The sequence below is a fragment of the Massilibacillus massiliensis genome (assembly GCF_900086705.1).
Lineage (GTDB): Bacteria > Bacillota > Negativicutes > FLKF01 > FLKF01 > Massilibacillus > Massilibacillus massiliensis.
Map to the genome: position 1 here is coordinate 3147207 of NZ_LT575483.1, position 22651 is coordinate 3169857.

The 22651-nt window shown below is 38.8% G+C and carries 22 protein-coding genes and 1 riboswitch; of the genes, 17 read left to right on the forward strand and 5 right to left on the reverse strand.

The window, feature by feature from the left end:
• Positions 1-222: 222 nt before the first annotated feature.
• The 7 genes from BN6559_RS15065 (at position 223) to BN6559_RS15090 (ending at position 5669) form a co-directional block, all read left to right on the forward strand.
• On the forward strand, positions 223-1173 hold the full coding sequence (locus BN6559_RS15065) for an ABC transporter permease (protein WP_199884049.1): 951 nt from the start codon (positions 223-225) through the stop codon (positions 1171-1173).
• Positions 1167-1946 (forward strand): ABC transporter ATP-binding protein, encoded by a 780-nt coding sequence (locus BN6559_RS15070; protein WP_110955490.1) that lies wholly within the window; start codon positions 1167-1169, stop codon positions 1944-1946. Before BN6559_RS15065 ends, BN6559_RS15070 begins: the two co-directional genes overlap by 7 nt.
• 13 nt (positions 1947-1959) lie before the next feature.
• Positions 1960-2961: an ABC transporter substrate-binding protein gene (locus tag BN6559_RS15075; RefSeq protein ID WP_110955491.1), complete on the forward strand. Its 1002-nt coding sequence runs from the start codon at positions 1960-1962 to the stop codon at positions 2959-2961.
• A gap of 256 nt (positions 2962-3217) precedes the next feature.
• On the forward strand, positions 3218-3370 hold the full coding sequence (locus BN6559_RS19325) for a hypothetical protein (protein ID WP_199884050.1): 153 nt from the start codon (positions 3218-3220) through the stop codon (positions 3368-3370).
• Between the two features lie 20 nt (positions 3371-3390).
• Positions 3391-3789 (forward strand): DUF4418 family protein, encoded by a 399-nt coding sequence (locus BN6559_RS15080; RefSeq protein ID WP_199884051.1) that lies wholly within the window; start codon positions 3391-3393, stop codon positions 3787-3789.
• Positions 3790-3793: 4 nt separating this feature from the next.
• Entirely contained in the window at positions 3794-4993 is a 1200-nt protein-coding gene (locus BN6559_RS15085) for an ABC transporter permease (protein WP_199884052.1), read from the forward strand.
• A 13-nt stretch (positions 4994-5006) separates the two neighbouring features.
• Positions 5007-5669, forward strand: coding sequence for an ABC transporter ATP-binding protein (locus BN6559_RS15090; protein WP_199884053.1), 663 nt, complete (start codon positions 5007-5009; stop codon positions 5667-5669).
• A 168-nt stretch (positions 5670-5837) separates the two neighbouring features.
• Here BN6559_RS15090 and BN6559_RS15095 read toward each other — a convergent pair whose 3' ends face one another.
• The gene (locus BN6559_RS15095; protein WP_110955495.1) at positions 5838-6323 is read right to left on the reverse strand and encodes a hypothetical protein; all 486 of its coding nucleotides are present in this window, start codon (positions 6321-6323) and stop codon (positions 5838-5840) included.
• 492 nt (positions 6324-6815) lie between these two features.
• Here BN6559_RS15095 and BN6559_RS15100 point away from each other — a divergent pair, with 492 nt between their 5' ends.
• Both BN6559_RS15100 and pdxR read left to right on the forward strand, forming a co-directional pair.
• Positions 6816-7013 carry a hypothetical protein gene (locus BN6559_RS15100; RefSeq protein WP_110955496.1) on the forward strand — a complete coding sequence of 66 codons (198 nt, stop codon included), beginning with the start codon at positions 6816-6818 and terminating at the stop codon, positions 7011-7013.
• A gap of 130 nt (positions 7014-7143) precedes the next feature.
• Positions 7144-8550 carry a MocR-like pyridoxine biosynthesis transcription factor PdxR gene (gene pdxR / locus BN6559_RS15105; RefSeq protein WP_110955497.1) on the forward strand — a complete coding sequence of 469 codons (1407 nt, stop codon included), beginning with the start codon at positions 7144-7146 and terminating at the stop codon, positions 8548-8550.
• Positions 8551-8684: 134 nt separating this feature from the next.
• Here the strand turns inward: pdxR and BN6559_RS15110 are convergent, their stop codons facing one another.
• Positions 8685-9266: a DJ-1/PfpI family protein gene (locus BN6559_RS15110; RefSeq protein WP_110955498.1), complete on the reverse strand. Its 582-nt coding sequence runs from the start codon at positions 9264-9266 to the stop codon at positions 8685-8687.
• A 265-nt stretch (positions 9267-9531) separates the two neighbouring features.
• Here BN6559_RS15110 and BN6559_RS15115 point away from each other — a divergent pair, with 265 nt between their 5' ends.
• Positions 9532-10308, forward strand: coding sequence for a hypothetical protein (locus tag BN6559_RS15115; RefSeq protein ID WP_110955499.1), 777 nt, complete (start codon positions 9532-9534; stop codon positions 10306-10308).
• A 41-nt stretch (positions 10309-10349) separates the two neighbouring features.
• Here the strand turns inward: BN6559_RS15115 and BN6559_RS15120 are convergent, their stop codons facing one another.
• Positions 10350-11120: a 4-hydroxy-tetrahydrodipicolinate reductase gene (locus BN6559_RS15120; RefSeq protein ID WP_110955500.1), complete on the reverse strand. Its 771-nt coding sequence runs from the start codon at positions 11118-11120 to the stop codon at positions 10350-10352.
• Positions 11121-11126: 6 nt separating this feature from the next.
• Positions 11127-11263, reverse strand: a riboswitch (cyclic di-AMP (ydaO/yuaA leader).
• 481 nt (positions 11264-11744) lie between these two features.
• On the opposite strand from BN6559_RS15120, the gene BN6559_RS15125 reads away from it, so the two are divergent.
• The 3 genes from BN6559_RS15125 to BN6559_RS15135 all read left to right on the forward strand — a co-directional run bounded on the left by BN6559_RS15125 (position 11745) and on the right by BN6559_RS15135 (position 15876).
• Positions 11745-13124, forward strand: a complete 1380-nt coding sequence (locus tag BN6559_RS15125) for an amino acid permease (RefSeq protein WP_110955501.1) — start codon at positions 11745-11747, stop codon at positions 13122-13124.
• A 471-nt stretch (positions 13125-13595) separates the two neighbouring features.
• Positions 13596-14561 (forward strand): bile acid:sodium symporter family protein, encoded by a 966-nt coding sequence (locus BN6559_RS15130; protein WP_199884054.1) that lies wholly within the window; start codon positions 13596-13598, stop codon positions 14559-14561.
• Positions 14562-14586: 25 nt separating this feature from the next.
• Entirely contained in the window at positions 14587-15876 is a 1290-nt protein-coding gene (locus tag BN6559_RS15135; RefSeq protein WP_110955503.1) for a lactate racemase domain-containing protein, read from the forward strand.
• 100 nt (positions 15877-15976) lie between these two features.
• On the opposite strand, the gene BN6559_RS15140 is transcribed toward BN6559_RS15135, so the two are convergent.
• Positions 15977-16852, reverse strand: coding sequence for a LysR family transcriptional regulator (locus BN6559_RS15140; protein WP_110955504.1), 876 nt, complete (start codon positions 16850-16852; stop codon positions 15977-15979).
• 132 nt (positions 16853-16984) lie between these two features.
• Here BN6559_RS15140 and BN6559_RS15145 point away from each other — a divergent pair, with 132 nt between their 5' ends.
• Entirely contained in the window at positions 16985-17191 is a 207-nt protein-coding gene (locus tag BN6559_RS15145; protein WP_110955505.1) for a hypothetical protein, read from the forward strand.
• A gap of 80 nt (positions 17192-17271) precedes the next feature.
• Here BN6559_RS15145 and BN6559_RS15150 read toward each other — a convergent pair whose 3' ends face one another.
• The gene (locus tag BN6559_RS15150; protein WP_110953917.1) at positions 17272-18492 is read right to left on the reverse strand and encodes an IS110 family RNA-guided transposase; all 1221 of its coding nucleotides are present in this window, start codon (positions 18490-18492) and stop codon (positions 17272-17274) included.
• A 209-nt stretch (positions 18493-18701) separates the two neighbouring features.
• Between BN6559_RS15150 and BN6559_RS15155 the strand changes: the two genes are divergently transcribed.
• From BN6559_RS15155 to cooS, 3 genes are all read left to right on the forward strand, one after another.
• Positions 18702-19742 carry an MFS transporter gene (locus BN6559_RS15155; RefSeq protein WP_110955506.1) on the forward strand — a complete coding sequence of 347 codons (1041 nt, stop codon included), beginning with the start codon at positions 18702-18704 and terminating at the stop codon, positions 19740-19742.
• A gap of 90 nt (positions 19743-19832) precedes the next feature.
• Complete coding sequence (locus tag BN6559_RS15160; protein ID WP_110955507.1) at positions 19833-20168, forward strand: L,D-transpeptidase; 336 nt, start codon at positions 19833-19835, stop codon at positions 20166-20168.
• 207 nt (positions 20169-20375) lie between these two features.
• Complete coding sequence (cooS, locus tag BN6559_RS15165; RefSeq protein WP_110955508.1) at positions 20376-22502, forward strand: anaerobic carbon-monoxide dehydrogenase catalytic subunit; 2127 nt, start codon at positions 20376-20378, stop codon at positions 22500-22502.
• The last annotated feature ends 149 nt before the right edge of the window (positions 22503-22651 follow it).

Sequence of the window (22651 nt, forward strand, 5' to 3'; positions counted from 1 at the left end):
CTTTTTCATTTTTTTATTAAATCAAAAATGTGGTTTATGCTAATATTGTTGCGACTGATTAGGAAATTTACCTAAAGGTCATATTTCACTTATTTCTTAATGAAATGGGTAAAATATGACCTTTTTTCTTTTAGCAAAATGGCAAGAGAGGTGTTTAAAATGTGCATAAGATAAACGAGGGAGTACTTGATGTAGTTATTTAATGTTATGAAGGAGAGCGTGATGATGAAAAAAATAAATGTCTGGTTGCCAGTTCTTTCGGTAATTTTTGCAATTATAATTGAAGTTTTCTTAACAAATTCCAGCAAGCATACGATTACGAAACAGCCATATTTATTGTATTTCCTGATTGCAATTGGTTTGTTCTATGCGTCAATTGCAATCGCAGCTTACTTTAATGGCAAAATGAAGAGTTGGGCTGAAGAGAGTGCGTTGTTTACGGCTGTTGCTATTTTAAGTTTAAATTTACTAAATATCGTTACGAAAAAATTTGCATTATTACCTGTGATTTTTTTCCCATCACCGGATAAAATTTTGAGTGTTATGTTTGAGGATTGGGAATTTTTACTGACATGCTTGACTTCTTCGGGGAAACTGCTGTTTACAGGGTACATTTATGGAGCGGTAGCCGGTTTTATTACAGGTATTGCAGTTGGTTTTAGTAAACGAGCGGCCTATTGGGTGAATCCGTTGATTCGAACGCTCGGTCCCATTCCAGCAACAGCATGGATTCCTATTGTATTGATTAGCTTTCCTACCACCTTTTCTGCCAGCAGTTTTTTGATTGCTCTTGCAGTATGGTTCCCGACTGCAGTCATGACCAGCAGCGGCATATTAAATGTACAGAATGCGTATTTCGAGGTTTCCAGCACGCTTGGGGCAGGAAGATTATATCAAATTTTTAAAGTTGGTGTTCCGGCAGCGATGCCGCATATGTTTATTGGCTTATTTAATGGGACTTGTGCTTCTTTTATTACATTGATGACGGCTGAAATGCTGGGCGTTAAAAATGGAATTGGCTGGTATATAAATTGGCAGAAGGATATGATGGCATACGCCAATGTATATGCGGGGCTTATTATCATCGCAGTCACCTTTTCGATTCTGATAACGCTATTGTTTAAAGTGCGTGATTATGTACTTGTTTGGCAGAAAGGAGTCATAAAATGGTAGGTGAAATCAAGGTTGATAGGGTTGTAAAACGATTTACGCAGCAAGATGGAAAGGTAATCATTGCACTAAGTGGAGTTGATCTTACCATTAAAGCCGGAGAATTTGTGTCATTTATTGGTGCATCAGGTTGTGGAAAATCAACATTGCTGCGGTTGATTGCGGGCTTGAATTGTGCGGATGAAGGAAAACTTTTTATCGATGGAGAGGAAATCGTTAAGCCATCTTATGAACGAGGTTTGGTATTTCAAAATCCGATGCTTTTTCCTTGGCTCAATGTATATCATAATGTTGCTTTTGGGTTAAAAGCGCGCAATGTATATAAAGAAAAGAAGGCAGAAGTGGAAAGATTCATTGATTTAGTGGGTTTGTCAGCATTTCATAAATCGTATCCGCATCAGCTGTCGGGCGGAATGGCACAACGTGTGTCATTAGCACGTGCATTGGTGAATCATCCTAAAGTATTGCTTTTAGATGAGCCGTTGGGCGCTTTAGATGCATTTACTCGTATGAATATGCAGGATGAGTTAATTCGTATCTGGAAAGAAAGACAGACTACGATGATTATGGTAACACACGATGTAGATGAAGCGATTTACCTCTCTGATCGTATTATTGTGATGACACCGCGCCCGGCAAAAGTTGAAAAGTGTATTGAAGTACAACTTGCAAGACCGAGAGATCGCAGTAATCCGGAGTTCTTAAATTTGCGTACCGCAATTTTGAAGATATTAGATTTGGCTGGAAATGAAAAAGAATTGGACTATTACTTATAAGGAGAGGATTCTGATGAAAAAAAGATTGGTATGGATTTCTATGATGCTTATTATTTCATTACTGATGACAGCTTGCGGAGGTCAGCAAGCTGCGACCGAGAAAAAGGAAGATTTGGTCTTAAAAGTCGGTTATAGTGGCAGCTTATGCGAAGCACCGGTGCATATTGCTTTAGAAAAAGGCTTTTTTGAAGAGGAAGGTTTGAAGGTAGATTTAATAAAATTGGCACCAGGGACTGCTTTTGAAGCTGTAACAGCAGGACAGGTGGATGCAGGATTTGGTCTTTTGGCAAGCTTAGTCCAACCTTTGTCAAATGGTTTGCCGATCAAAGTTACGACCGGTTTGCATACCGGTTGTGATAAGGTATTGGTATCAAATGGTTCAAACATAAAAACGCTTACGGATTTGAAAGGAAAACGTATTGGTGTTCCTAGTATGAACAGCAGTCCAATTATTTTTGCCAAACGTGCGCTTGCTGATGCAGGTGTCAATGTTTCACAGCAAAATCCTGAAGTTGAATTTGTTGTGTTTAGTCCTTCGGAGTTACCACTGGCATTAGAAAGAGGAGCAGTAGATGCACTGGCGATGAATGATCCAACTGCATCGGTAGCCATAAAAGAAAATAGTCTGATTACTTTGGTTGATTCAGCAGTAACTAAACCGTACAATGAACAATATTGCTGTGCAGCTTATGTTCGTGATAATATTGCAAGTGATTCACCGGAAATTGCGGCTAAATATACGCGTGCTATGCAAAAGGCAAGTGCGTGGATCGCAAAGAATCAGGATGAAACTGCTAAAATTCAGGTTGAGAAAAAGTGGGTGCCGGGAGATCCTGTATTTAATGCATCCGTGTTAAAAACTTACAATTATGTTCCTTCAGCGCAGGGCGCTTATGATGCATTTGGCATAACAGCGAAACAATTACAGCAAGTAGGGATGATCGATAAAGGGGTTGATACAGATGCCTTGCAAAAAAACAGTTTTCTTCTATTAAAAGATCAAGGAATCCAATAAAACGGTTTATTTTGCAATGAAGCATGAGCAGTATTTTACTGAAACGTATAAATTTTGTTTTCGCAATAAAATATATACTGTTATGAGCTGATCAGATGACTGAAGGCTAAAGGAATTTCTTAACGAGATTCCTTTAGCCTTTTTTATATATAAATTAAATTAAAGCTTCGTAATCCAGTGGAGGAAAAGAACGTAAGTGTTTTAGAGTGAGCATTTAAAACCTCAAAAGGTATGGATTAAGATAGGAGAATGCGTTATGAATCTAAACAAATATTTTGTTATTGCTTGTATTGTTTTTATCCTTGCTATATTTGGTTTTTACACAGGGATAAATCATCCAGCGATGGATAAACCGCCTGTATTGGAAACCGGACAAGAGGTGCATCATCATGACAGCAATAAAAATTGACAATGAAAGGCGGGGTAAAAATGAAGTTAGATAAAGCATTTTATTGGTTAGCAATTCTTACAAGTGGAATTTTACTTGCTTTGCCAGCTATTGTTCCTATCTGTCCGATCGAGGCAAAGCCAATGCGGTGCTTTTTTACATTTCAATCAGAATTTCTATTTGCTTTGCTTTCCTTTATCATAGCGATTAGTTTATTTTTTACTACGGAGAGTGAAGCAAAAAGGCTGAGCGGCAGTTTCTTATTCTTTATTGGTATTATAATTTTTATTTTGCCTTTTTCATGGAGTCTTGGTATTTGTGGACATAACGATAGTCCTTGTCACCTAACAGCTGCGTTGACTAAAGGGATAAGTATAGTTTTAAGTGTAATTGGTGCATGGATTGCTGTACGTAAGAATCCAGTTTCCGATGAGGCATAATAAAATGATGCATTTAATCTTAAAATCTTTATGGCATCGACGTGTTCAAAATATCGCCTTATTATGTTCAATTGCCGTGGGAATCTGCATGGTTTTTTCTGTAGCTTTAGTGCAATATGGGGTGTCGGAAGGAATGGAGAAGGCAAAGCAGCGACTTGGTGCGGATCTCTTGGTTGTTCCTGACAGCGCAACGATAGAACCAGGTGAAATTTTGTATGGTGGATCACCGCAAAATATTTATATGGAAAAAGATATTGAACAAAAAATTGCAACAATTGCGGGCGTAAAGCGTGTTACAGCGCAGTTTTACTCGCAAACACTTGATGAAGAATGTTGTAATATTGGTGAACCAGTTCGTTTGGTTGGATTTGACCCGGAAACAGATTGGCTTGTACAGCCATGGCTTAAAAATATCGGGAAGCTTCAGCTGGAAAATGACGAAGTCATTGTTGGGGCAAAGGCGTCTGGCTTTTCATCACAAAAAATTTTCATTTTAGGAAAGATTTTTCGAGTTGCAGCAGTTATGGAACCAAGTGGTACTGGGATGGATCAATCTATTTTAATGAATATCGAGGAGGCGCGTGCTCTCGCTGGAAAATCTGCCAGTTTACAAGAAGTTTTTGATGTTCAAGGCGCACCAATTGATTTGCTTTCGGCGGTGTTGGTTGAAACAGAAGCAGATGCCAATGTTTCTTCTGTTCGTAAGCAGATAGAGGCAATTGATAATGTACACGCTTTTTCAGCAGTAGAAACAAAACAGCAGATCTATGGTCAGATTGTTATTCTTACCGGGCTTTTATTGGCAGTGGCCTTTTTAACAATGCTTGTTTCCCTAATTCAGCTATTTTCTCGATTATATTCTTTGATCTTAGAACGGCAGAGCGAATTTGGACTGTATTTAGCGTTGGGGGCTGTGCCTAAGACGATTTTGACGATTATTATAACAGAAGCGGTATTGTTGTGCGGAATCGGTTCGCTGGCTGGGCTAGTGCTTGGTTATGGTTTATATGTCTGGTTGATTGATTTCATTATGGTACATCAGGCCTTTCCTTTCGTCTATTCCAATGCTGCTACGGTAGTGCTACTGGGGGCTGGTATTTTTGGTGCGTGGACATTGATTGGCGCAATTGCCGCATTAATTCCTGCCTATCGCAGCAGTCATATTGAACCAAATTCCGTTATGGTACGTGGAGAATACGATTGAAGGGAGCATGCTTGTGGCGATATTGAAGATAGAAAGTGTAAAAAAATATTATGAGAAAGAAATTATCTTAGCAGGGTGTAATTTAGAAGTTAAAGAAGGCGAACTGGTATCTATCGTTGGGCAATCTGGAAGCGGAAAGACAACAATGCTTTCCCTTATGGGGTTATTACAAAATCCTACGGATGGGCAAGTCGTAATTGATGGCGTAAATACGGTGGGATTGAATACAGAGGCGAAAGCTAAACTTCGCAGTACATATATTGGTTTTGTTTTTCAGCGAGCTAGGTTGGTAGGCGCTCTTACAGCCATTGAAAACGTTCTTTTACCTGCATGGCTCTTATCGCACAAAAATTCATTGGAAAAACGAGCAAAAGACTTGCTTATAAAACTTGGCTTACAGAACCGTCTTGATTTTTTGCCAGAAAAATTAAGTATTGGTCAAATGCGGCGAGTTGCGCTGGCACGAGCACTTTTGTTAAATCCTAAAATTATTTTGGCGGATGAACCCACCAATGATTTGGATTCTGATACTGCAAATCTTGTTTTTGAGCATTTAAAAATGGCCAGAGATAACGGTGCCGCAGTGGTTTTAGTAACACACGACCAAAACTATGCTTGTCGTGCGGAGCGTTTGGTTGAGTTAAAAGAGGGGAGATTGTATGAACAAAAGAAATAAAAGACAATTGTAGGTTCCGATGTATTTATATGTTCTACAAAAATAAAAACAACTGAAATAAAAAATCAGTTGTTTTTTTATAGAGAAAAGTTCTAGCGATGGTAGATCATGTCTACAGACTAGAGAACTTAGCTGATATGTATTTTTAAGATAAGAAAAATAGCATTATTATTTGTATTTTTCTTGTAAAACTTTTAAATCGTCATTATATTCTTTTGCAACTTGTTGCAATTCTTGTCGTTTTTTATTAATATCATCAAGCGTTGATTGATCAAATGAATCTGTTTGAACGGCTTGAATGATTTTATTGAGTTCTTCTAATGTCATATCCATTTGTTTTATCGCTTTGTCGTGCAGATCTTGCACTTCTTTTGTTTTAGGTTTATAGGCTTTTTGTTTGTCAGCTATTGTTGTAAATTTCTGTACTACATCATTAAGTGCAGCTAGTTTTTCTTCTTTGCTATTCATGGATTGGCGATTGCTCATAATTTGGCTGGCTTTACTGTTAAAATCAGCTATGATCGGGCCTGCTTCAGCGCTTGATGTTTGCTGGAATTTCATGTATTCGTCTAAATCGCTTTTGACTGAGTTGCCACAGCCGGCAACAATAACTAATACGAAAATGGCCAATACTGCAAATATTTTTTTGTTCAAATGTGTATCCTCCCAATTGTGCTAAATTCTCTAGTCTCTATACTTGAACGGAGCGCAGAACATTACATTTTCATATAAAGTCCTATGATTCCAATGATTAAAAAAAGAAATGATAAGCAAAACTTATTAAATTTAAGTAGAAAATAACTATTTATTAATATATTATGCAATTTGCAGAAAGTTGTCAATTGAGTAATTTATACTATATTGTTACACAACTGGCGAAAAATTTATATTTTGGATATTGATTATTTTAGCTAAATTTTTGAGGCCATGTTGTTTAGCTTTGTATACGTCGCCAAACTGTAACTTGTTGAATGATACAGATGAAAACTGAGCGCTGGGATTATCTGTTTAGCGTTTATTGCAAATGGAATACATAAATATTCTTAATTGTGATTTGACAAAGTTCTACGAATTTCATATCATGAATGATGAAACATTTACTTAAATTACATATTTATAGTAAAAAATAATATTTAGGGGGATTTTATGTCAGATTTTTTAAATTATAGCGGTGTTGTTTGCGCAGTCATTGGATTAGTTTATTTATTTTTGTTTTGTGTTAGTATGATTATACCGAGTATGCAAAAGAACTGGAAAAAGTATCTTTTTCGTTCGTTGTTATTTATTGGGATTGCTTTCTTGGAAGTATTCATTTTAATTCAGTTAGGATTGCCAATTCTATAATTGTTCTAGTTCATTCATTTTAGTATAATAATAGCGAGGGGAGTATCCTCTCGCTATTTTTTGATGAAAAGAAAAATAAATTATGATATATAGTGTAGGAGCTCTGTAGAAAAGGCAAGAGGAGAAATTTATGATTTTATTAGATCCCCGGAGTAAGACGCCACTTTATAGGCAGCTATATCAACAATTGCGTATGAAAATTCTATGTGGTGAAATTTCTCCTAAGACAAAGCTTATTTCAAGCAGGCAGCGATCTGTGGAACTTCATGTGAGTCGAAATACTGTAGATACAGCGTACCAACAGCTTTTGGCGGAAGGCTATGTTGTCGGTAAAGCAAGAAGCGGTTATTATGTTGAGCCAGTGATGCATCAGGTAAATGCAGATGCTGCGCTAAGTGAGGAAGAGCCTCCAGTGATGTGCAGCGGAACGGAGAAGAACACCCTATATAATTTTATGTATGGGAGTCTTCCTGTTGATACGTTTCCTTTTTCAAAATGGCAGCGTTTGACGAATCTATGTCTTCGTGAACATGAGGCTGAAATGCTGCGTTATGGCTCGAGTATGGGAGAATTCGGACTTCGTAGAGAAATTGTAAAATATCTACGTGCATATCGTGATGTAAATTGTACAGTGGATCAGATTTTAATTACTTCGGGAACAAAACAATGTATCAGCATCGCTTGTCAGCTGCTGCAATCTTTTACTGCGGATATAGCGATCGAAGATCCTGGTTTTCAGGGTGCTTACTTTGCATTCAAAGCACATGGATTTGGTGTAACTCCTGTGTCTATAAATCATCACGGTATCGATGTAAAAGCATTAGATGCTTCTTCGGCGAAGGCTGTGTATATAACACCTTCGCATCAGTTTCCTACAGGCACGATTATGTCGATTACAAGACGGCTGGCTTTGATTGAATGGGCTGATAAAAAGGATGCATATATTATTGAAGATGATTATAGCAGTTATTTGCGGTACAATGTCAAACCGATTTCTTCTTTGCAGGGCTTGGCACCTGATCGGGTAGTTTATGTGGGAAGTTTTTCAAAGGTTCTTTTGCCTTCACTGCGTGTTGCGTATATGGTACTTCCTAAAAAATTGGCAGAAAAGTTGCAGCAACAGTCAGAATATAATGTGTGTCCTGTTCCTTTTCTCATGCAAAAACCACTGGAAATTTTCTTGAAAGAAGGATATTTTGAAAGTCATGTACGGAAAATGACACAGCATCTTAAGAAAAAACATGATAGACTTGTCGCTGTTCTTCATGAAACATTTGGCGATCGAATTACGATTTCTGGGATGAATGCAGGACTACATATTTTATTGCAAGTTCATTGTGTGCTTTCTTCGGAAGCATTGATTCAACGGGCATGTGAGGCAGGTATTGCCATTTCTGAAAACCATAAATTATGGATTGAATTTACACCGCGTTCTGATCCTTATGTATTGTTAGGATTTGGTGCAATTGCACTCGATGATATTGCCCCAGCGGTTGAGCTTCTTAAAAAAGTTTGGTTTAAATGTAATGCAGTTTAAGTTTATTGTGTAAAGCGGTAGATGAGTTTTCAAGCGGTTTAAAAAAACGACCTTCTTTCTAGCCTATAATTTAGAAAGAAGGTCGTTTTCTATGATGAGAAAATGCTTTTAATCGATATTGTTTTGTATCATTTTCATGCATCGCCATACTCTAATATCTCACATGAGTGGAGGTAGGCTTCTTTTCCAAGCTTTTTATCAATAATATATAATGCTGCATCAATTCCGGCAGAGATTCCGGCAGAGGTTACAATGCTGCCATTATCAATAAAGCGTGCTTTTTTTTGCAGTTGAATCGTAGAATCAACCTCAAGGAGTGCAGCATAAAATTTATGGTGTGTAGTGGCAGGTAATCCTTTTAGTAAGCCTGCCTTAGCTAATAACAATGCACCGTTGCAAACAGAGAAGAGAAGCTCTGTTTTTTTGCTTTGTGCTTGCAGCCACTGAATGATAGCAGCGTTGTCTAATATTTGTGGCGTTTTACCGCCCGGGATGATGATGATATCTGCCTGTGGACAATCGGTAAAGTCGTAGTTTGCTTTAATTGTTAAGTCAAAGGTATGAATGTCTCCTTTGACTTCACTAACAGTGAAAATTTCACAACGAGGTGAATCAGCGTAATTTAAAACCGAAAATGCTTCATATGGACCGACAAAATCCATTGGACATGCATCTTTAAATAATAATATGCCTATTTTAATTGTTGTTGTGTTCATTCGTTATTCCTCCATTGACTAAAATTATCATGTGCACACGTTGTTTTTATTACACCATAGGTATGAACAGAAAAAAAGAGCCAATTCTAAATACGCAATAGATGCCAGATTATTTTTATAAACAAAAGATGAACATAATAAAGTACCTTATAGCGTGTTGATATGCAAGAAAAAGGGAGTTTTATTGGGAATAAAGTAAAATATTGTATCATAATGACGAAAATGGTATGATATAAAATAGTTTACAGTATAGGAGGGCGTTTATATGGATTTAAAAAGAATGATTTCTGCCATGGTGATTGTTTTGGTGATTGGTAGCGCAGGAATTGTCAATGCTTCAGCAACTAAAGCATGGGAAATTCCGTTTTTAGGGACGCTGCAAGTGCCAGAGCAGTTAGAAATTATTGATGGAAAGGATGTAATGTTTGCGTTCGTAAAATATGGTGAGGAAATAGAAAAAAATAAAAACAAAAATAAAATTTTGCGTTCTGAATTTAAGGCAAACCCATACGAAGAGATTGAAAAAGCGTTTGATCAGAATTATATTGGTGTTTATCAATTTGCATTTAAGGATAAAGGAAGTTATAATACCGCATTTGGATTTGCAGGGAAAATTCCTGCACAGTATAATGCGAATGGTATAGATTTTTTTGATGTATTGAAACATACCGATCGGAAAAAACAAGAGGAGATACATACACTTATTCTTAAGACGATGAAAGACATATATGAGAAAGAAACAGGATTGAAAGACACCTTTGATATCGAAATTTTGGATTTTTATCCTTTGAAACAGTTTAAAAATGAAGAGGTTCAAGTCATTAGTGGTGGTGCAAATCTGGTAGTTCGGAATTTTAAGCTGGTACGGCCTTTTGCGGTAAAAGTATATTTAATTCAGAAAAATTCTGAAATATATGTATTTGGTGTTTTAAATTCCGGATATGATCGGAAGTTTTGGGATAAGATGACTGAAAAAATGCTGCGTACTGCTGACTGGACTTCATCTGGAATAAAAATAAAAAACCCGCGTAAGGATTTGTAATAGATCCTTAACGCGGGTTTATCATTATTTAATGAGGAACGTTAGTACACAGGAATGTTTTTCTTAAACATTTCTGCGATAATTGCTTCCATTGTATACATGCCAGCCGGTTTGCCAATTAGTGATTTGATCGCGAAAATGGCACCTTGGCCAAAAGCGGCACGGCTGATGCTTTCGTGAGATAATCGTATGATTTGGTTTGGCATCCCGAAAATGATTTCATGACGGCCAACGATTCCGCCAACGCGGATCGAATTTAAGTGATCAGCTACAGAAAGCCCAAGTACATTGGCAATTTTCTTGGCTGTTCCGGATACCTCGGGTTTTCCTTTAAAGTGTTCTTCGACGATTTCAATATCAGCATGTGGTGTGATCTTCTGTAAAATTTGTGCAGCTACCATTAAGACATTAATCCCAAGCGTGATATTAGGTGAGTATAAAACGGGGGTGGATTTTGCTAAAGATTGCAGCAATGTCATATCTTCAGGTTCATAGTTTGAGATTGCGGATATGATGGGAATCCCTCTCAGCGCAACTTTATTACAATACAATTGAACACCCTTTGAGTGGGAGAAATCGACGATTGCATCGACTGGATTTTCAGAAAAAAAATCATCGTCAATGTCAGCTGCTGCAAAAATCTTCCCGGCATCATATTCGTAACCTAATAAACGGCTTGCGTATTTTTCATGATCTACAGTATTTTTACGAACTACCCACTGCAACGAGAATGAAGGGTCATGTAAAATTTCGCTGGCAATGATTTTACCAGTTTTACCAAATCCCCAAATGCCAATTTTAATCTTATCCATGTGATTTCCTCCTCTTTCAACGCCTACGAAGTTAGCTGACGGATTCGGACAGAAAGAACATTGCCCTACCTGATTAAGTAACAGGATTCACCCCAAAGATTGGATCCTCCGTTTTCGAAAATGAAATTCGGCGTCTACGATAAAATGACTTAGTTTTTATATGAATCATCTAGTGCCTAGTAATATCGGAGTCAGTGGGGTGAGCTTAAACGCTTTCCGTATAGATATTACTTGTCTAGTAGATGCATAAAACAATGTGGAAGAATGCAGATATATACAAAAAACTTTACAATGGATAAAAAAACAACATCGCAAGATAGAAAAAAATTGTAGCAAAGAAGAAAGTTACTGCTTGATCTTTTGCTACAATTTTATAGTTTTATTTCGTATGAATGCAAGGGAAATAAAGAAAGAAGCCATGATACTGGGCTCCTTCTAAAGTATGCATTTTGTTACTATTATTATAAAATACATGCTTTAAACCTGTCAAGAAAAAGGCGGATATAAGTTGTTGGGAGTCTATTTGGTGTTTTTGGAAAATGATGATATAATCTTTGAGAGTTTTGTATTATGAATATAAACTACAACATGTAGTTTAGGTGCTTGGAGAAGGGGTAAGGCGTTGTGAAAGAAAAAGAACTAGATCGTGGGTTGAAAGCACGGCATATCGAGTTAATTGCTTTAGGTGGTACGATTGGTGTCGGTTTGTTTATGGGATCAGCAAGTACGATTAAATGGGCGGGGCCATCTGTGATGATTGCATATGGGCTAGCGGGAATTATTATGTTTTTTGTTATGCGTATTATGGGGGAAATGCTTTATTTGGAGCCAGTTACAGGATCGTTTGCTACTTATGCGCACAAGTATATAAGTCCTTTCGCAGGTTATCTAACTGCGTGGTGTTATTGGTTTTTATGGGTGACGGTGGGAATGTCTGAGGTAACGGCAATTGGCATTTATATGAATTACTGGTTTCCTGATTTGGCTCAGTGGATTCCGGCATTAATCGGAGTTGGAATTGTGGCGTTGGCAAATTTAGTTTCGGTTAAATATTATGGAGAATTTGAATTTTGGTTTGCACTCATTAAAGTAACTACGATCGTAGCTATGCTGGTTGTCGGATTTGGTGTAATCTTTTTTGGCATTGGAAACGATGGAGTTGCTATGGGCGTTGGAAATTTATTTCAACATGGTGGATTTTTTACCGGCGGGCTAGAAGGATTTATTTTTGCATTATGTCTTGTGACGGCATCATATCAAGGCGTAGAGCTTGTTGGGATTACCGCTGGTGAAGCCAAAGATCCTAAGAATACACTACGTAAAGCAATTCAAAATATTATTTGGCGTATTTTACTTTTCTATGTCGGTGCGATCTTTGTGATTTTATCCATTTATCCTTGGAATCAAATTGGTACAATTGGCAGCCCTTTTGTTATGACCTTTGCTAAAGTAGGCATTGCTTCAGCCGCTGGTATTATTAATTTTGTTGTACTAACTGCTGCAATGTCCGGGTGTAACAGTGGAATTTACAGTGCTGGTAGAATGTTGTACACGTTAGCTAAAAACGGACAAGCACCAAAATTTTTAGGTGAAGTATCATCGAAAGGTGTTCCAAGTAATAGTATTAAAATAACAATCGGCTGTTTGTTGATCGGCGTATTTTTCAACTATATGTATCCAAATTCTAAATTGTTTGTCTACATATATAGTGCAAGCATTCTTCCGGGGATGGCTTCGTGGATCGTATTATGTATAAGCCAGATTAAATTTCGCAGAAAGTGGAAAACGGCAATGCCAAAGCATCCTTTTAAATCGGTCTTTTTTCCGATCAGCAATTATATTACATTAATTTTTTTGCTGCTTGTCTTGGTCGGCATGTGGTTTAATGAAGATACAAGAGGTGGATTAATTGCCGGAGCGGCATTTTGCGTTTTTATTACGATTTGCTATTATAGTCTTGGAATACAGAAACGTTCAATAGAAAAACAGATGGATAACGATTAAGAAGTTATTTACAATTGTTATTTACATGTTGACAAATTTATTTAAAACCAGTATAGTAGATAAAAACAATTGTGTTTTAAAAATATATATCTATAAATGTGATGAGGGAGAACGTCGTGTTTGGATGCGTTTCAGAGAGCCGGTGGTAATGGTGCGAATCGGTAGCGCTAGAGATACGAGAATCACTCCTGAACAGCAAGGCTGAATGAAGTAAGCTGCGCCGATCTCTACTCTAAAGAGTGCAGTCGTTATCCTGCTAAGGTTGTTGGACCTGATGAGAGATATGGATCATTTTGATCTGTAAAAAGGGTGGTACCGTGAGAGATATACCTCTTGCCCCTTTAAGTCTATTGGCTTAAGGGGGCAGGAGGTTTTTTGTTTTTGTAAAAGCAAGATTTCTTATTGATAAAACACAGTAGCTTTGATGATTAAGCGTATAAGTAAAGGTAAAAACCAAGGAGGATTCAAGTGATGAATTTTTTAGAAAAAACGGCGCAATTTATTTGTAAGTACATGACATTGTGGGTGGTTGTAATTTCAGGAATTGCGTTTTTCAATCCAGCACCCTTTAAACCTATAGGGCCGTATATTTCTTATATGCTGGGCGTCATCATGCTGGGCATGGGGCTGACCATGTCGGTGCGGGATTTTCAATTGATTTTAACGCAACCTAAAGATGTATTTTATGGCGTGTTTTTTCGGTATTTGATCATGCCGTTGGTTGGGTATGGTGTTGCGAAAGTATTGGGATTATCGCCGGCGTTGGCTGCCGGTATGGTTCTCTTGGGCGCGTGTCCAAGTGGAACAGGGTCGAATGTGATGACCTATATTGCAAAAGGTGATACAGCCTTGTCAGTTACGATATCGAGTGTCAATACGATATTGGCGCCTGTGCTTACCACCTATATTTTTTCCTGGCTTGCCGGTTCTATGATTCCGATCGATGTTGGTGCCTTGCTGCTCGATATTATTAAAATTGTTTTAGTCCCAGTTGGCTTAGGGGTTGCTCTTCATACAGCTGCACCTAAATTAATTGAGAAAATTACCAAAGTTGTACCGGCTGTTTCGGTGATTTTTATCATTGCAATCATGGCATCCGTGGTAGCATTAAATGCGGAAAAGATGGCAACAATGGCACTCATTTTATGTTTGGCAGTGGCAGTTCATAATATTGTTGGGCTAGTGCTTGGTTATTACGCCGGAAAAACGGTTGGAATGTCAGAGCGAAAATCCAGAGCTGTTACATTTGAAATTGGTATGGAGAATTCGGGCCTTGCTGTGGCCTTGGCTTTGGCGCATTTAGATCCGATAGCGGCACTACCGGCTGCGGTTATGTCAGTATGGGAATATGTTACAGGCAGCCTTCTTGCCAGCTACTGGGGCAATCGTCAAACAGAAGAAAGCAGTGAAGCAGAAGAAAGTCAAATATTAGTATAATTTAAAAGAAGAAAGGATAAAAAGAATGTTACAAGACTATGTATTACGCTATGGTGCCGGTGAAATGGTTCTGCGTATAGAAAAAGAAAAAGTATTGCAAGTGATAGAAAGCAATCCAGTTACGTTTGAAAAAACAGAGGAGGAGATTCTTGCCGATGCGCTTGCACAGCCGATTGGCAGTGCAAGGTTAAGTGAGTTGGTGCATCGCGGTGAAAAAGTATGTATTGTAATCCCAGATGTAACACGTGCTTGGCAAAAAACGAGTTTTTATTTGCCGAAACTTATTGAGGAACTTGAGCAAGGCGGCATTCAAGATGAGGATATTGTGTTTATCTGTGCGTTGGGCACACATCGTGGTCAAACTGCCGAAGAACATAGGATGCTGTTGGGCCCTGCATTGGCGGATCGATTTACTGTGGTTGATCACGACTGTTATGATAAAGATAAATTAAAATATTTAGGAAAAACAACGTATGGGACACCGGTGTGGATAAATAAGACGGCAATGGACTGTGATCATATTGTTTTGGCAGGCGGTATTGTTTATCATTTTCTGGCAGGATGGGCAGGCGGACGAAAGTATATTTTGCCGGGGATATCTTCTTATGAAACGGTAATGGCAAATCACAGTTTATCTTTAAACCCTGAACGAGGCAAGGGTCCGCAGCCAGATGTACGCTCAGGCAATATAGAAAATAATCTTTTGCACTTGGATATGCTCGAAGCGGCTAGTTTTGTAAGGCCAACATTTATGTTTAATGTGATCATAGCCGAAAATAGAATTGCTGGTGCTGTAGCAGGAAACTATATTGCGGCGCATGAAGCAGGGCGGAATATGGTAGATGCGATTGATGGTGTCAGCATTGAAGAAAGAGCAGATCTTGTGGTTGCGTCTGCAGGCGGCAGTCCCAAAGATGTGAATTTATATCAATCGATTAAAACTTTGATTAATGCACGAGAGGCGGCAAATCCTGGTGGAACGATCATTATGCTAACAGAATGTCCGGAAGGTTTGGGCGGCAATGCTGATGTGCAGGATATGATTTTAAATTATGATACGGTTTTAGAACGTGAAGATGCATTGCGAGCGGATTATAGTATTTCTAAATATGTAGCGTATTATTTTTGCGAAACAGCGGAAAAGTATAATTTGATTTTGGTTTCCTCATTAGAAGAAAATTTGTTAGCAAAAGCAAAGATTCAAATTGTAAAAACGTTGGATGCGGCAATGCAGCTTGCACACAGCAAAGGGCAAGTTTATCATACCGTTCATGTGATGCCACATGCAGCGAATACTCTGCCAAGGGTAAAATAACGGAAAACTGTCCAATCTTTCAAAATGGAGGTATCGCATTTTAATGCGACACCTCCATTTTGATTCTCGTCCTTGTCTTTTTTTAAGTTTTTGCCCTTTGTTAGTTCATTCCTTTTAATAGTGATAAAAAATGCTGGCTGCTGGCCGAGAGTCGGCGGTTTCTTAGCCAAGCAACAACCGTTTGAGTGGATACAGTGGGATCAATAATCGTTTTGTAGGTCAACGTCGCATCTTCAATAAGCCCTTCTGTTGATTTAGGAACGAGAGCCATACCAAAGCCCATTTTTGCACAGAGGATATTCATAATAATACCGTCGCAGGAGCAGATGATATTTGGCGTAAATCCGGCTTTGTTGCACCAGTTGATCAGCATGGATTTCCAGCGGATTGGAACGATAAGTGGTTGATGCTCCAGTTCGATGATGTGTACACTTGCAGGATCTTCACCACAATAACAAGCGCCTTTTTTCATCGCCAATACTAATGGTTCAGGCGGAAGGGTAATCGATTCATACGTGTCTGCATCAAATGGTGTTCGAATGATGCCCACTTCGATAATGCCTTTATTTAGAAGTTCTAAAATACGGAAACCGTCACCTTCCCATAATTGAAATGTGACGGCAGGGTACAATTGATGAAATTGATGAATTAAATTTGGCAGCAGTATGGCTCCCGAAGTGGTAACTGTACCGATAGAAATGGTTCCAACAAGCCCAGAGTGTAGTTCTTTAATTTCTTTTTTAGTTCCTTCTACTAATTCTAAAATGTGTTCCACGCGTTCATGCATTAAATGTCCGGCTTCGGTGAGCTTAATTCTACGGCTGCCGCGTTCAAATAATTGTACGCCTAAATGTTCTTCAAATTGTTTGATTTGCCGGCTAAGGGCTGGTTGGGCGATATTTAATCGTTTAGCCGCATTGCTGATATTTCCTTCTTCGGCAATTGTGTAAAAATATTTCATATCTCTAATATCCATATTGAGCTCCTAACTATAATAATTTGATATACAAGACATACTTTTTTGATAATTTTATTATAGTTTTGTCTATGCTATAATGCAAGAAACCTACTATAGTTATTGCAATGTATCTTGAAAGAAGGAACTTGAATGTTAATTGAACGATGGAAAAAGAATTTGGCTATTTTATGGTCGGTTCAATTTATTGGAATGTGTGCGATTACGGGGGTGATTTCGTTCTTACCGCTCTACGTAGGTCATTTGGGAATTACAAGTGAGGCGAGAATGGCTTTATGGTCGGGTGTATTGATGGGAGCGGCATCTCTTTGTGCCGCGATTTCAAATCCTTTACTATGAAAACCTCTTCTATATCCTAGAAAAAGGACGCACAAAGACAAGCCCTATAATTCAGGACAAAAAATATCGTATATAGACAATCAGGTTGTAGCTGTGGTGGGGCGCTCCCAACCCAAAGCCGCTAATTTCTTCAAATAGGATTGTATTTTCTTCTCTCGGTTAAATTGATTGTAATATTCCGAACCTAACTCTCGATAAGGAACTTTTGCTTTTAGTATGTAGTAAATAGCGATTAGTATGGAATGAGCCACAGCTACGGCGGCTCTGCTTTTTCCTCTTCGCGCTGCAATCCGTTGATATTGAGCTGAAAAAAAGCTTCCCTTCGTCTTTTGCGCAGCCTTAGCACATTGTACTAACATAGCTTTTAATGTTGTATTTCCATGCGTAGTTTTTCCACTCTTTCGTTTCCCTGCACTCTCATGGTTACCTGGCGCCACACCAGCCCAAGAACTAATATGTCTTTCGGTTGGAAACCGATTCATATTTAATCCGATTTCCGCTAAGATTGTTTCTGCACTGATTCTCCCAACACCCGGTATTTCATCTATGGCTGCGATGGCTTCTTCATATTTGTTCAAGTAGTCTTTGATTAGTTTGTCCATATCTTCGATACGTTTTGTCATATCGTCAATATGATCCAAGACATTACGAAGCAATCTGCGTTGCAAGGGCGAAATAATTCCATCAACGCAAGCCATGATTTCATTGAGTTTAGCGTGCATACTAGGATGAAGCAGCCTTAAAATCTCGTCTTCATCAAGCTTTTTATCTTGGACAATGCTTTCCAAAAGTCGCCTGGAACTCTTGCCGTTGATGGCACTTACTACACTGGATAGTTTCACATTGGCTCCTTCTAGCATTTTCTGCAATCGGTTCAGCTCTCGGCTTCGCTCATCAATCAAGCTCTTGCGATAGCGAGAGATTTCCCGTAGTTCCCGTTGTTCACGGTCTGGAATATAGCTTGCTTTTAGTAACCCATGTCGAAGAAGATCGGCAATCCATTCTGCATCTTTGACGTCGGTCTTACGACCAGGCAAAGCTTTCATGTGCTGGGCATTTACTACCATGGCATTGAGATCGGAAAGCTCAAAGATATTGTACAATGGTTTCCAGTAGGAAGCGGTACTTTCCATGGCAATCATTTGACAACCGGCGTCAACTAACCAAGCTGATAAATCTCTCAGTTCTTTTGTCGTTGTACCAAACTGACGAAGTTGCTGCTTTCCACCACAGATTAGACAGGCAACTATCATCTTTTTGTGTACATCAATCCCACAACAACGCTCATAAGTTATGTCCACAATACCATCCCCTTGTAGATAAAATATGGCGTGACTTCCTGTAAGTTATTACTTTACTACACGTCCTTTCGCCCGAAGGGGCTGGACAATATGTGGTGCAAGCAGGAAATCATATCAATTTTGGGGTCGAGTTCTTGACTCAAAAAGAATCGACCTTATGCCATACTTTAATTATACATCATTGTTTTCGTTCATGGTGATGCTACCGCTTGCGTTGCATCTTATTTTGGGGGGCAATCGCCGATCGAAAAGGGCGCAAACCTATGGTTGAAAAGGTATTATTGATGTTTGGGTTGATTATGATTATCATGGGGTACGCATCAAATGTATATCAGCTATTGATTTTACGTATGTTGCAGGGATTTTGCGGTGGATTTGTTGCTGCTTCGACTGCGCTGGCGGTGAGCATGTCACCGAATGAAAAAATTCCTTTTACTGTAGGTATGCTGCAAACGGCCTTAATTGTCGGCGGTGCAGTAGGACCAATGCTTGGTGGAATGATTGCAGATTCTTTTAGTTATCGTGCTCCATTCCTCGTATTTGGCGGCTTATGCATTTTGGCGTTGGTTGTGAGTCATTTCGCAGTGAAAGAAACATTTAAGCCCATTACTAGCCGTGAGAAACCATCATTGAAAACAGTGTTTCACTACATTTGGTCGTTGGGAGACTTAAAATTGATGTTGCTTGTGCAATTTTTAGCGCAGTTTGCAATTCAAAGTATTGGGCCGATTTTACCTATCTATATTTTATCCATGGTGCCTAATCATGAAAATCTTGCCAGTATTTCTGGTACGATTATTGCAATTGGCGGGATAACAAGTGCAATTGCTTCGGCGAGTATGGGATTGTTAAGCAAATATTTTTCTCATAAACGAATTTTGATTGTGGCTGCTTTTCTTGGGGGAATATCTTTTGTGGGGCAGATCGTCGCACATGACATTATGACTTTGTCTATACTGCGAGCGATGAATGGACTTTGTGTTGGTGCGATGATTCCAAGTTCCAATACAATTATTGCTTATTTAATCCCGGAAGATAAGCGTGGTGCGGCATTTGGTATTACGAGTGGTGCGTCACTCATGGGAAATGTATTTGGTCCAATTTCTGCAGGTGTCATGTCTATGGTGTTGGGGATGACCGCTATCTTTTGGATTACGGCAGGTTTATTTTTATTGGTTGCCGTTTTATTATTTTTTCAAATTAGAGGTAATTACGTGACTTGTCAAAAACAAACAGGTGCAACGATATAATTTAATGAAGGCTATACAAGGTGGGGTGTTGCATATAAAATGCGGCACTCCTGTTTTCATACCGCATAAAATAAAATAGGAGGCGATGGGATGGCATATAAAATTATTGTCAATCGGCAGGAAAGAAGACTGATGCTTTATCGGGATGGTGCTATGGAGAAATCTTATCCTGTCGGTATTGGCAAAGTACTTACGCCGACGCCGATCGGTACTTATACGATTATCAATAAAGTACCAAATCCCGGAGGGGCTTTTGGCGATCTGTGGATGGGATTAAGTAAACCGCATTATGGTATCCATGGAACGAATAATCCGTCCTCGATTGGCAAAGTCGTATCGCGCGGATGTATTCGTATGTACAATAAAGATGTACTTGAGTTATCTCGGATTGTGCCAATTGGGACAGTTGTAACAATTACACAATAGAAATTTTTAAAATTGCATCGTTAGTAAAAAGGGATTTTCGAACTGTATTGACAGCGGAAAATCCTTTTTGTTTTATATCTGTATAAGAAAAATAAAATCTTTGAAAAACGTAAAAACACATACAATGATAATTTTGCGTGATTTTGACAATTCTTTTACATAATCTTCTATGGAATGTTGATACTAAGAAAAAAAGGAGGAATGTAAGTGACGCACGATAAAAATTCTTTAATTCCGAGTCAAGATGAAACGAATCGTGGCGATGTGGAGTCTATCGCAGGCCGAGGTGATGCTTGTGGGACAAACAATCCAGATCGCCATTTTGATGTACATGAAAATGCGAAAAAATTTTATGATATTGAAAAATCACCGGAGTCCATGGAAGCGGTTCATAAATGGCAGCGTCAGCATATTCAGACACATGACCAAGGAAAAGAAGGTTATCCTTTAAATGTTATCTTGGATCCGGCGATGCGTGAAATGTATCAGCATGTTCATGAGCAAGGGCTTACCAATGTATTTGATCGGTTTGAGCAACAAGAAAAAATTCGCTGTAATTTTTGTTCATCTGGCTTATCTTGCCAATTATGTGCAAATGGTCCGTGCCGTATCAATGCCAAAACACCAAGAGGAAATTGTGGCGTAGATGCAGATGTAATGGTGGCGAGGAATTTTGTTTATCGGCATGTTACGATCGGAACTTCGGCTAATATTTTTCATGCGCAACAGGCCGCACGTACATTAAAAGCAGCGGCAGAAAGCCCACAGAGTGGATTGAAAATTCGCGATAAAGAAAAACTGCTCAAATATGCTAAAATGGCGGGCTTAAATCATCATGGGGATATCAATACCGTTGCAGTTCAATTTGCCGATTGGGTGCTAAAAGATATAAGCAGAGCCTATTGGGAAGAATCTACAATGACAAAAGCTTTTGCGCCAAAAAAACGGCAAGAATTATGGCGTAAGTTAAATTTATTCCCCGGCGGTGGATTTAGTGAAGTTGCACTGGCGCAGACAAAGTGCATGACCAATCTAAATGCTGATCCTGTGGATTTTCTACTTACCTCTGTAAGATTAGGTATTGCAAATGAATATCAAGGGTTATTTGCACTTGATATTTTACAGGAAATCTTGATGGGAACACAGAAAATAAGGACTGCAAAACAAAATATGGGTTTATTGAAAAAAGATATGGTAAATATTATTACCAATGGACATATGCCGTTAACTGCTCATGTTGTGATTGAATTGGCTTCAACACCAGAATGGCAAGAAAAAGCTCGTAAGGCAGGAGCGAGTGGGCTTCAAATTCTTGGACATGTATGTGAAGGACAACAATTGCTCAACTATGAGGCAACTGGGCAAATGAGTGCTTATGGCGGACAAGAAGGGGAATGGCTGTCGGAAGAGTATCTGCTGGCGACGGGTGCGATTGATTTATTTATGTTTGATTATAATTGTACAATTCCGACGCTTCCTTTATACGCTAAACGGTTTGGGACAACGATGGTTAGTACGCATGAAGTGATTCGTATGCCGGGGACTGAAGTTATAGAGTTCAAGCCGGAAGAAATGCAAGCCCAGGCTGAAAAAGTTTTGACGATGGCAATTGAAGCGTATGCAAAGCGCAAAGCCGAAAATCGGGAAATTTACATTCCGCAATATGTATCAGAGTGTATGGTTGGCTTTAGTACAGAGTCAGTAAAGGCTGCTTTAGGCGGTTCTTGGAAACCTTTGATTGATGCGATTGTTGCAGGTAAAATTCGTGGTATCGCAACTGTAGTCGGTTGTACAACAGCGCGCTATGGACAGGGTGGCAGCAATATCTTTAGAATTACAAAAGGATTGATTGAAAACAATATATTAGTTCTGTCAGGTGGCTGTACCTCTTCGGTAATGCAGTATAGCGGATTAACGAATCCTAAAGCTGCTGACGAAGCTGGTGATGGATTAAAAGAAGTATGCAAAGCGTTAGGAATTCCTCCGGTATTATCTTATGGCGCTTGTGTGGACATCGGAAAAATGACACAAACGGCGAAAGAAATCGCCGAAGCTTTAGATGTAGATACCAATATGCTGCCATTGGTTATTGGGGCACCTGAATATTTAGAGCAAAAGGCAGTTGCAGATGCTTGTACAGCAATTGCACTTGGCTGGCTAGTGCATGTTGCACCAGTTCCTTCAGTGACTGGTAGTGATCTGGTCGTAAAAACGTTGACTGAAACAACAGAAACGCTGGGACTTGGTAAATTAACGGTGGAAACCAGCGCGGATAAGACCGTTCAAATTTACGTGGATCATATAGAAAATAAACGAAAAGAACTGGGAATATAAATTAAATCCGCGTAGTTTGATACGAGCTAGCTATAGAGCAGGCAACGATGTAATCAATTTTCTGATTGCAAGTTGTCTGTTTTTAAATGTAAAAGCATTTGCTCAAAAAATCAAAATAAACTGTGTTTTGACTCATTATGAACTATAGG

Excerpts from the sequence above, each read along its gene's own strand:
- BN6559_RS15065 (WP_199884049.1), top strand. The coding sequence starts at position 223 with ATGATGAAAAAAATAAATGTCTGGTTGCCAGTTCTTTCGGTAATTTTT.
- BN6559_RS15070 (WP_110955490.1), top strand. The coding sequence starts at position 1,167 with ATGGTAGGTGAAATCAAGGTTGATAGGGTTGTAAAACGATTTACGCAG.
- BN6559_RS15075 (WP_110955491.1), top strand. The coding sequence starts at position 1,960 with ATGAAAAAAAGATTGGTATGGATTTCTATGATGCTTATTATTTCATTA.
- BN6559_RS19325 (WP_199884050.1), top strand. The coding sequence starts at position 3,218 with ATGAATCTAAACAAATATTTTGTTATTGCTTGTATTGTTTTTATCCTT.
- BN6559_RS15080 (WP_199884051.1), top strand. The coding sequence starts at position 3,391 with ATGAAGTTAGATAAAGCATTTTATTGGTTAGCAATTCTTACAAGTGGA.
- BN6559_RS15085 (WP_199884052.1), top strand. The coding sequence starts at position 3,794 with ATGATGCATTTAATCTTAAAATCTTTATGGCATCGACGTGTTCAAAAT.
- BN6559_RS15100 (WP_110955496.1), top strand. The coding sequence starts at position 6,816 with ATGTCAGATTTTTTAAATTATAGCGGTGTTGTTTGCGCAGTCATTGGA.
- pdxR (WP_110955497.1), top strand. The coding sequence starts at position 7,144 with ATGATTTTATTAGATCCCCGGAGTAAGACGCCACTTTATAGGCAGCTA.
- BN6559_RS15110 (WP_110955498.1), bottom strand. The coding sequence starts at position 9,266 with ATGAACACAACAACAATTAAAATAGGCATATTATTATTTAAAGATGCA.
- BN6559_RS15115 (WP_110955499.1), top strand. The coding sequence starts at position 9,532 with ATGGATTTAAAAAGAATGATTTCTGCCATGGTGATTGTTTTGGTGATT.
- BN6559_RS15120 (WP_110955500.1), bottom strand. The coding sequence starts at position 11,120 with ATGGATAAGATTAAAATTGGCATTTGGGGATTTGGTAAAACTGGTAAA.
- BN6559_RS15130 (WP_199884054.1), top strand. The coding sequence starts at position 13,596 with ATGAATTTTTTAGAAAAAACGGCGCAATTTATTTGTAAGTACATGACA.
- BN6559_RS15135 (WP_110955503.1), top strand. The coding sequence starts at position 14,587 with ATGTTACAAGACTATGTATTACGCTATGGTGCCGGTGAAATGGTTCTG.
- BN6559_RS15140 (WP_110955504.1), bottom strand. The coding sequence starts at position 16,852 with ATGGATATTAGAGATATGAAATATTTTTACACAATTGCCGAAGAAGGA.
- BN6559_RS15145 (WP_110955505.1), top strand. The coding sequence starts at position 16,985 with ATGTTAATTGAACGATGGAAAAAGAATTTGGCTATTTTATGGTCGGTT.
- BN6559_RS15160 (WP_110955507.1), top strand. The coding sequence starts at position 19,833 with ATGGCATATAAAATTATTGTCAATCGGCAGGAAAGAAGACTGATGCTT.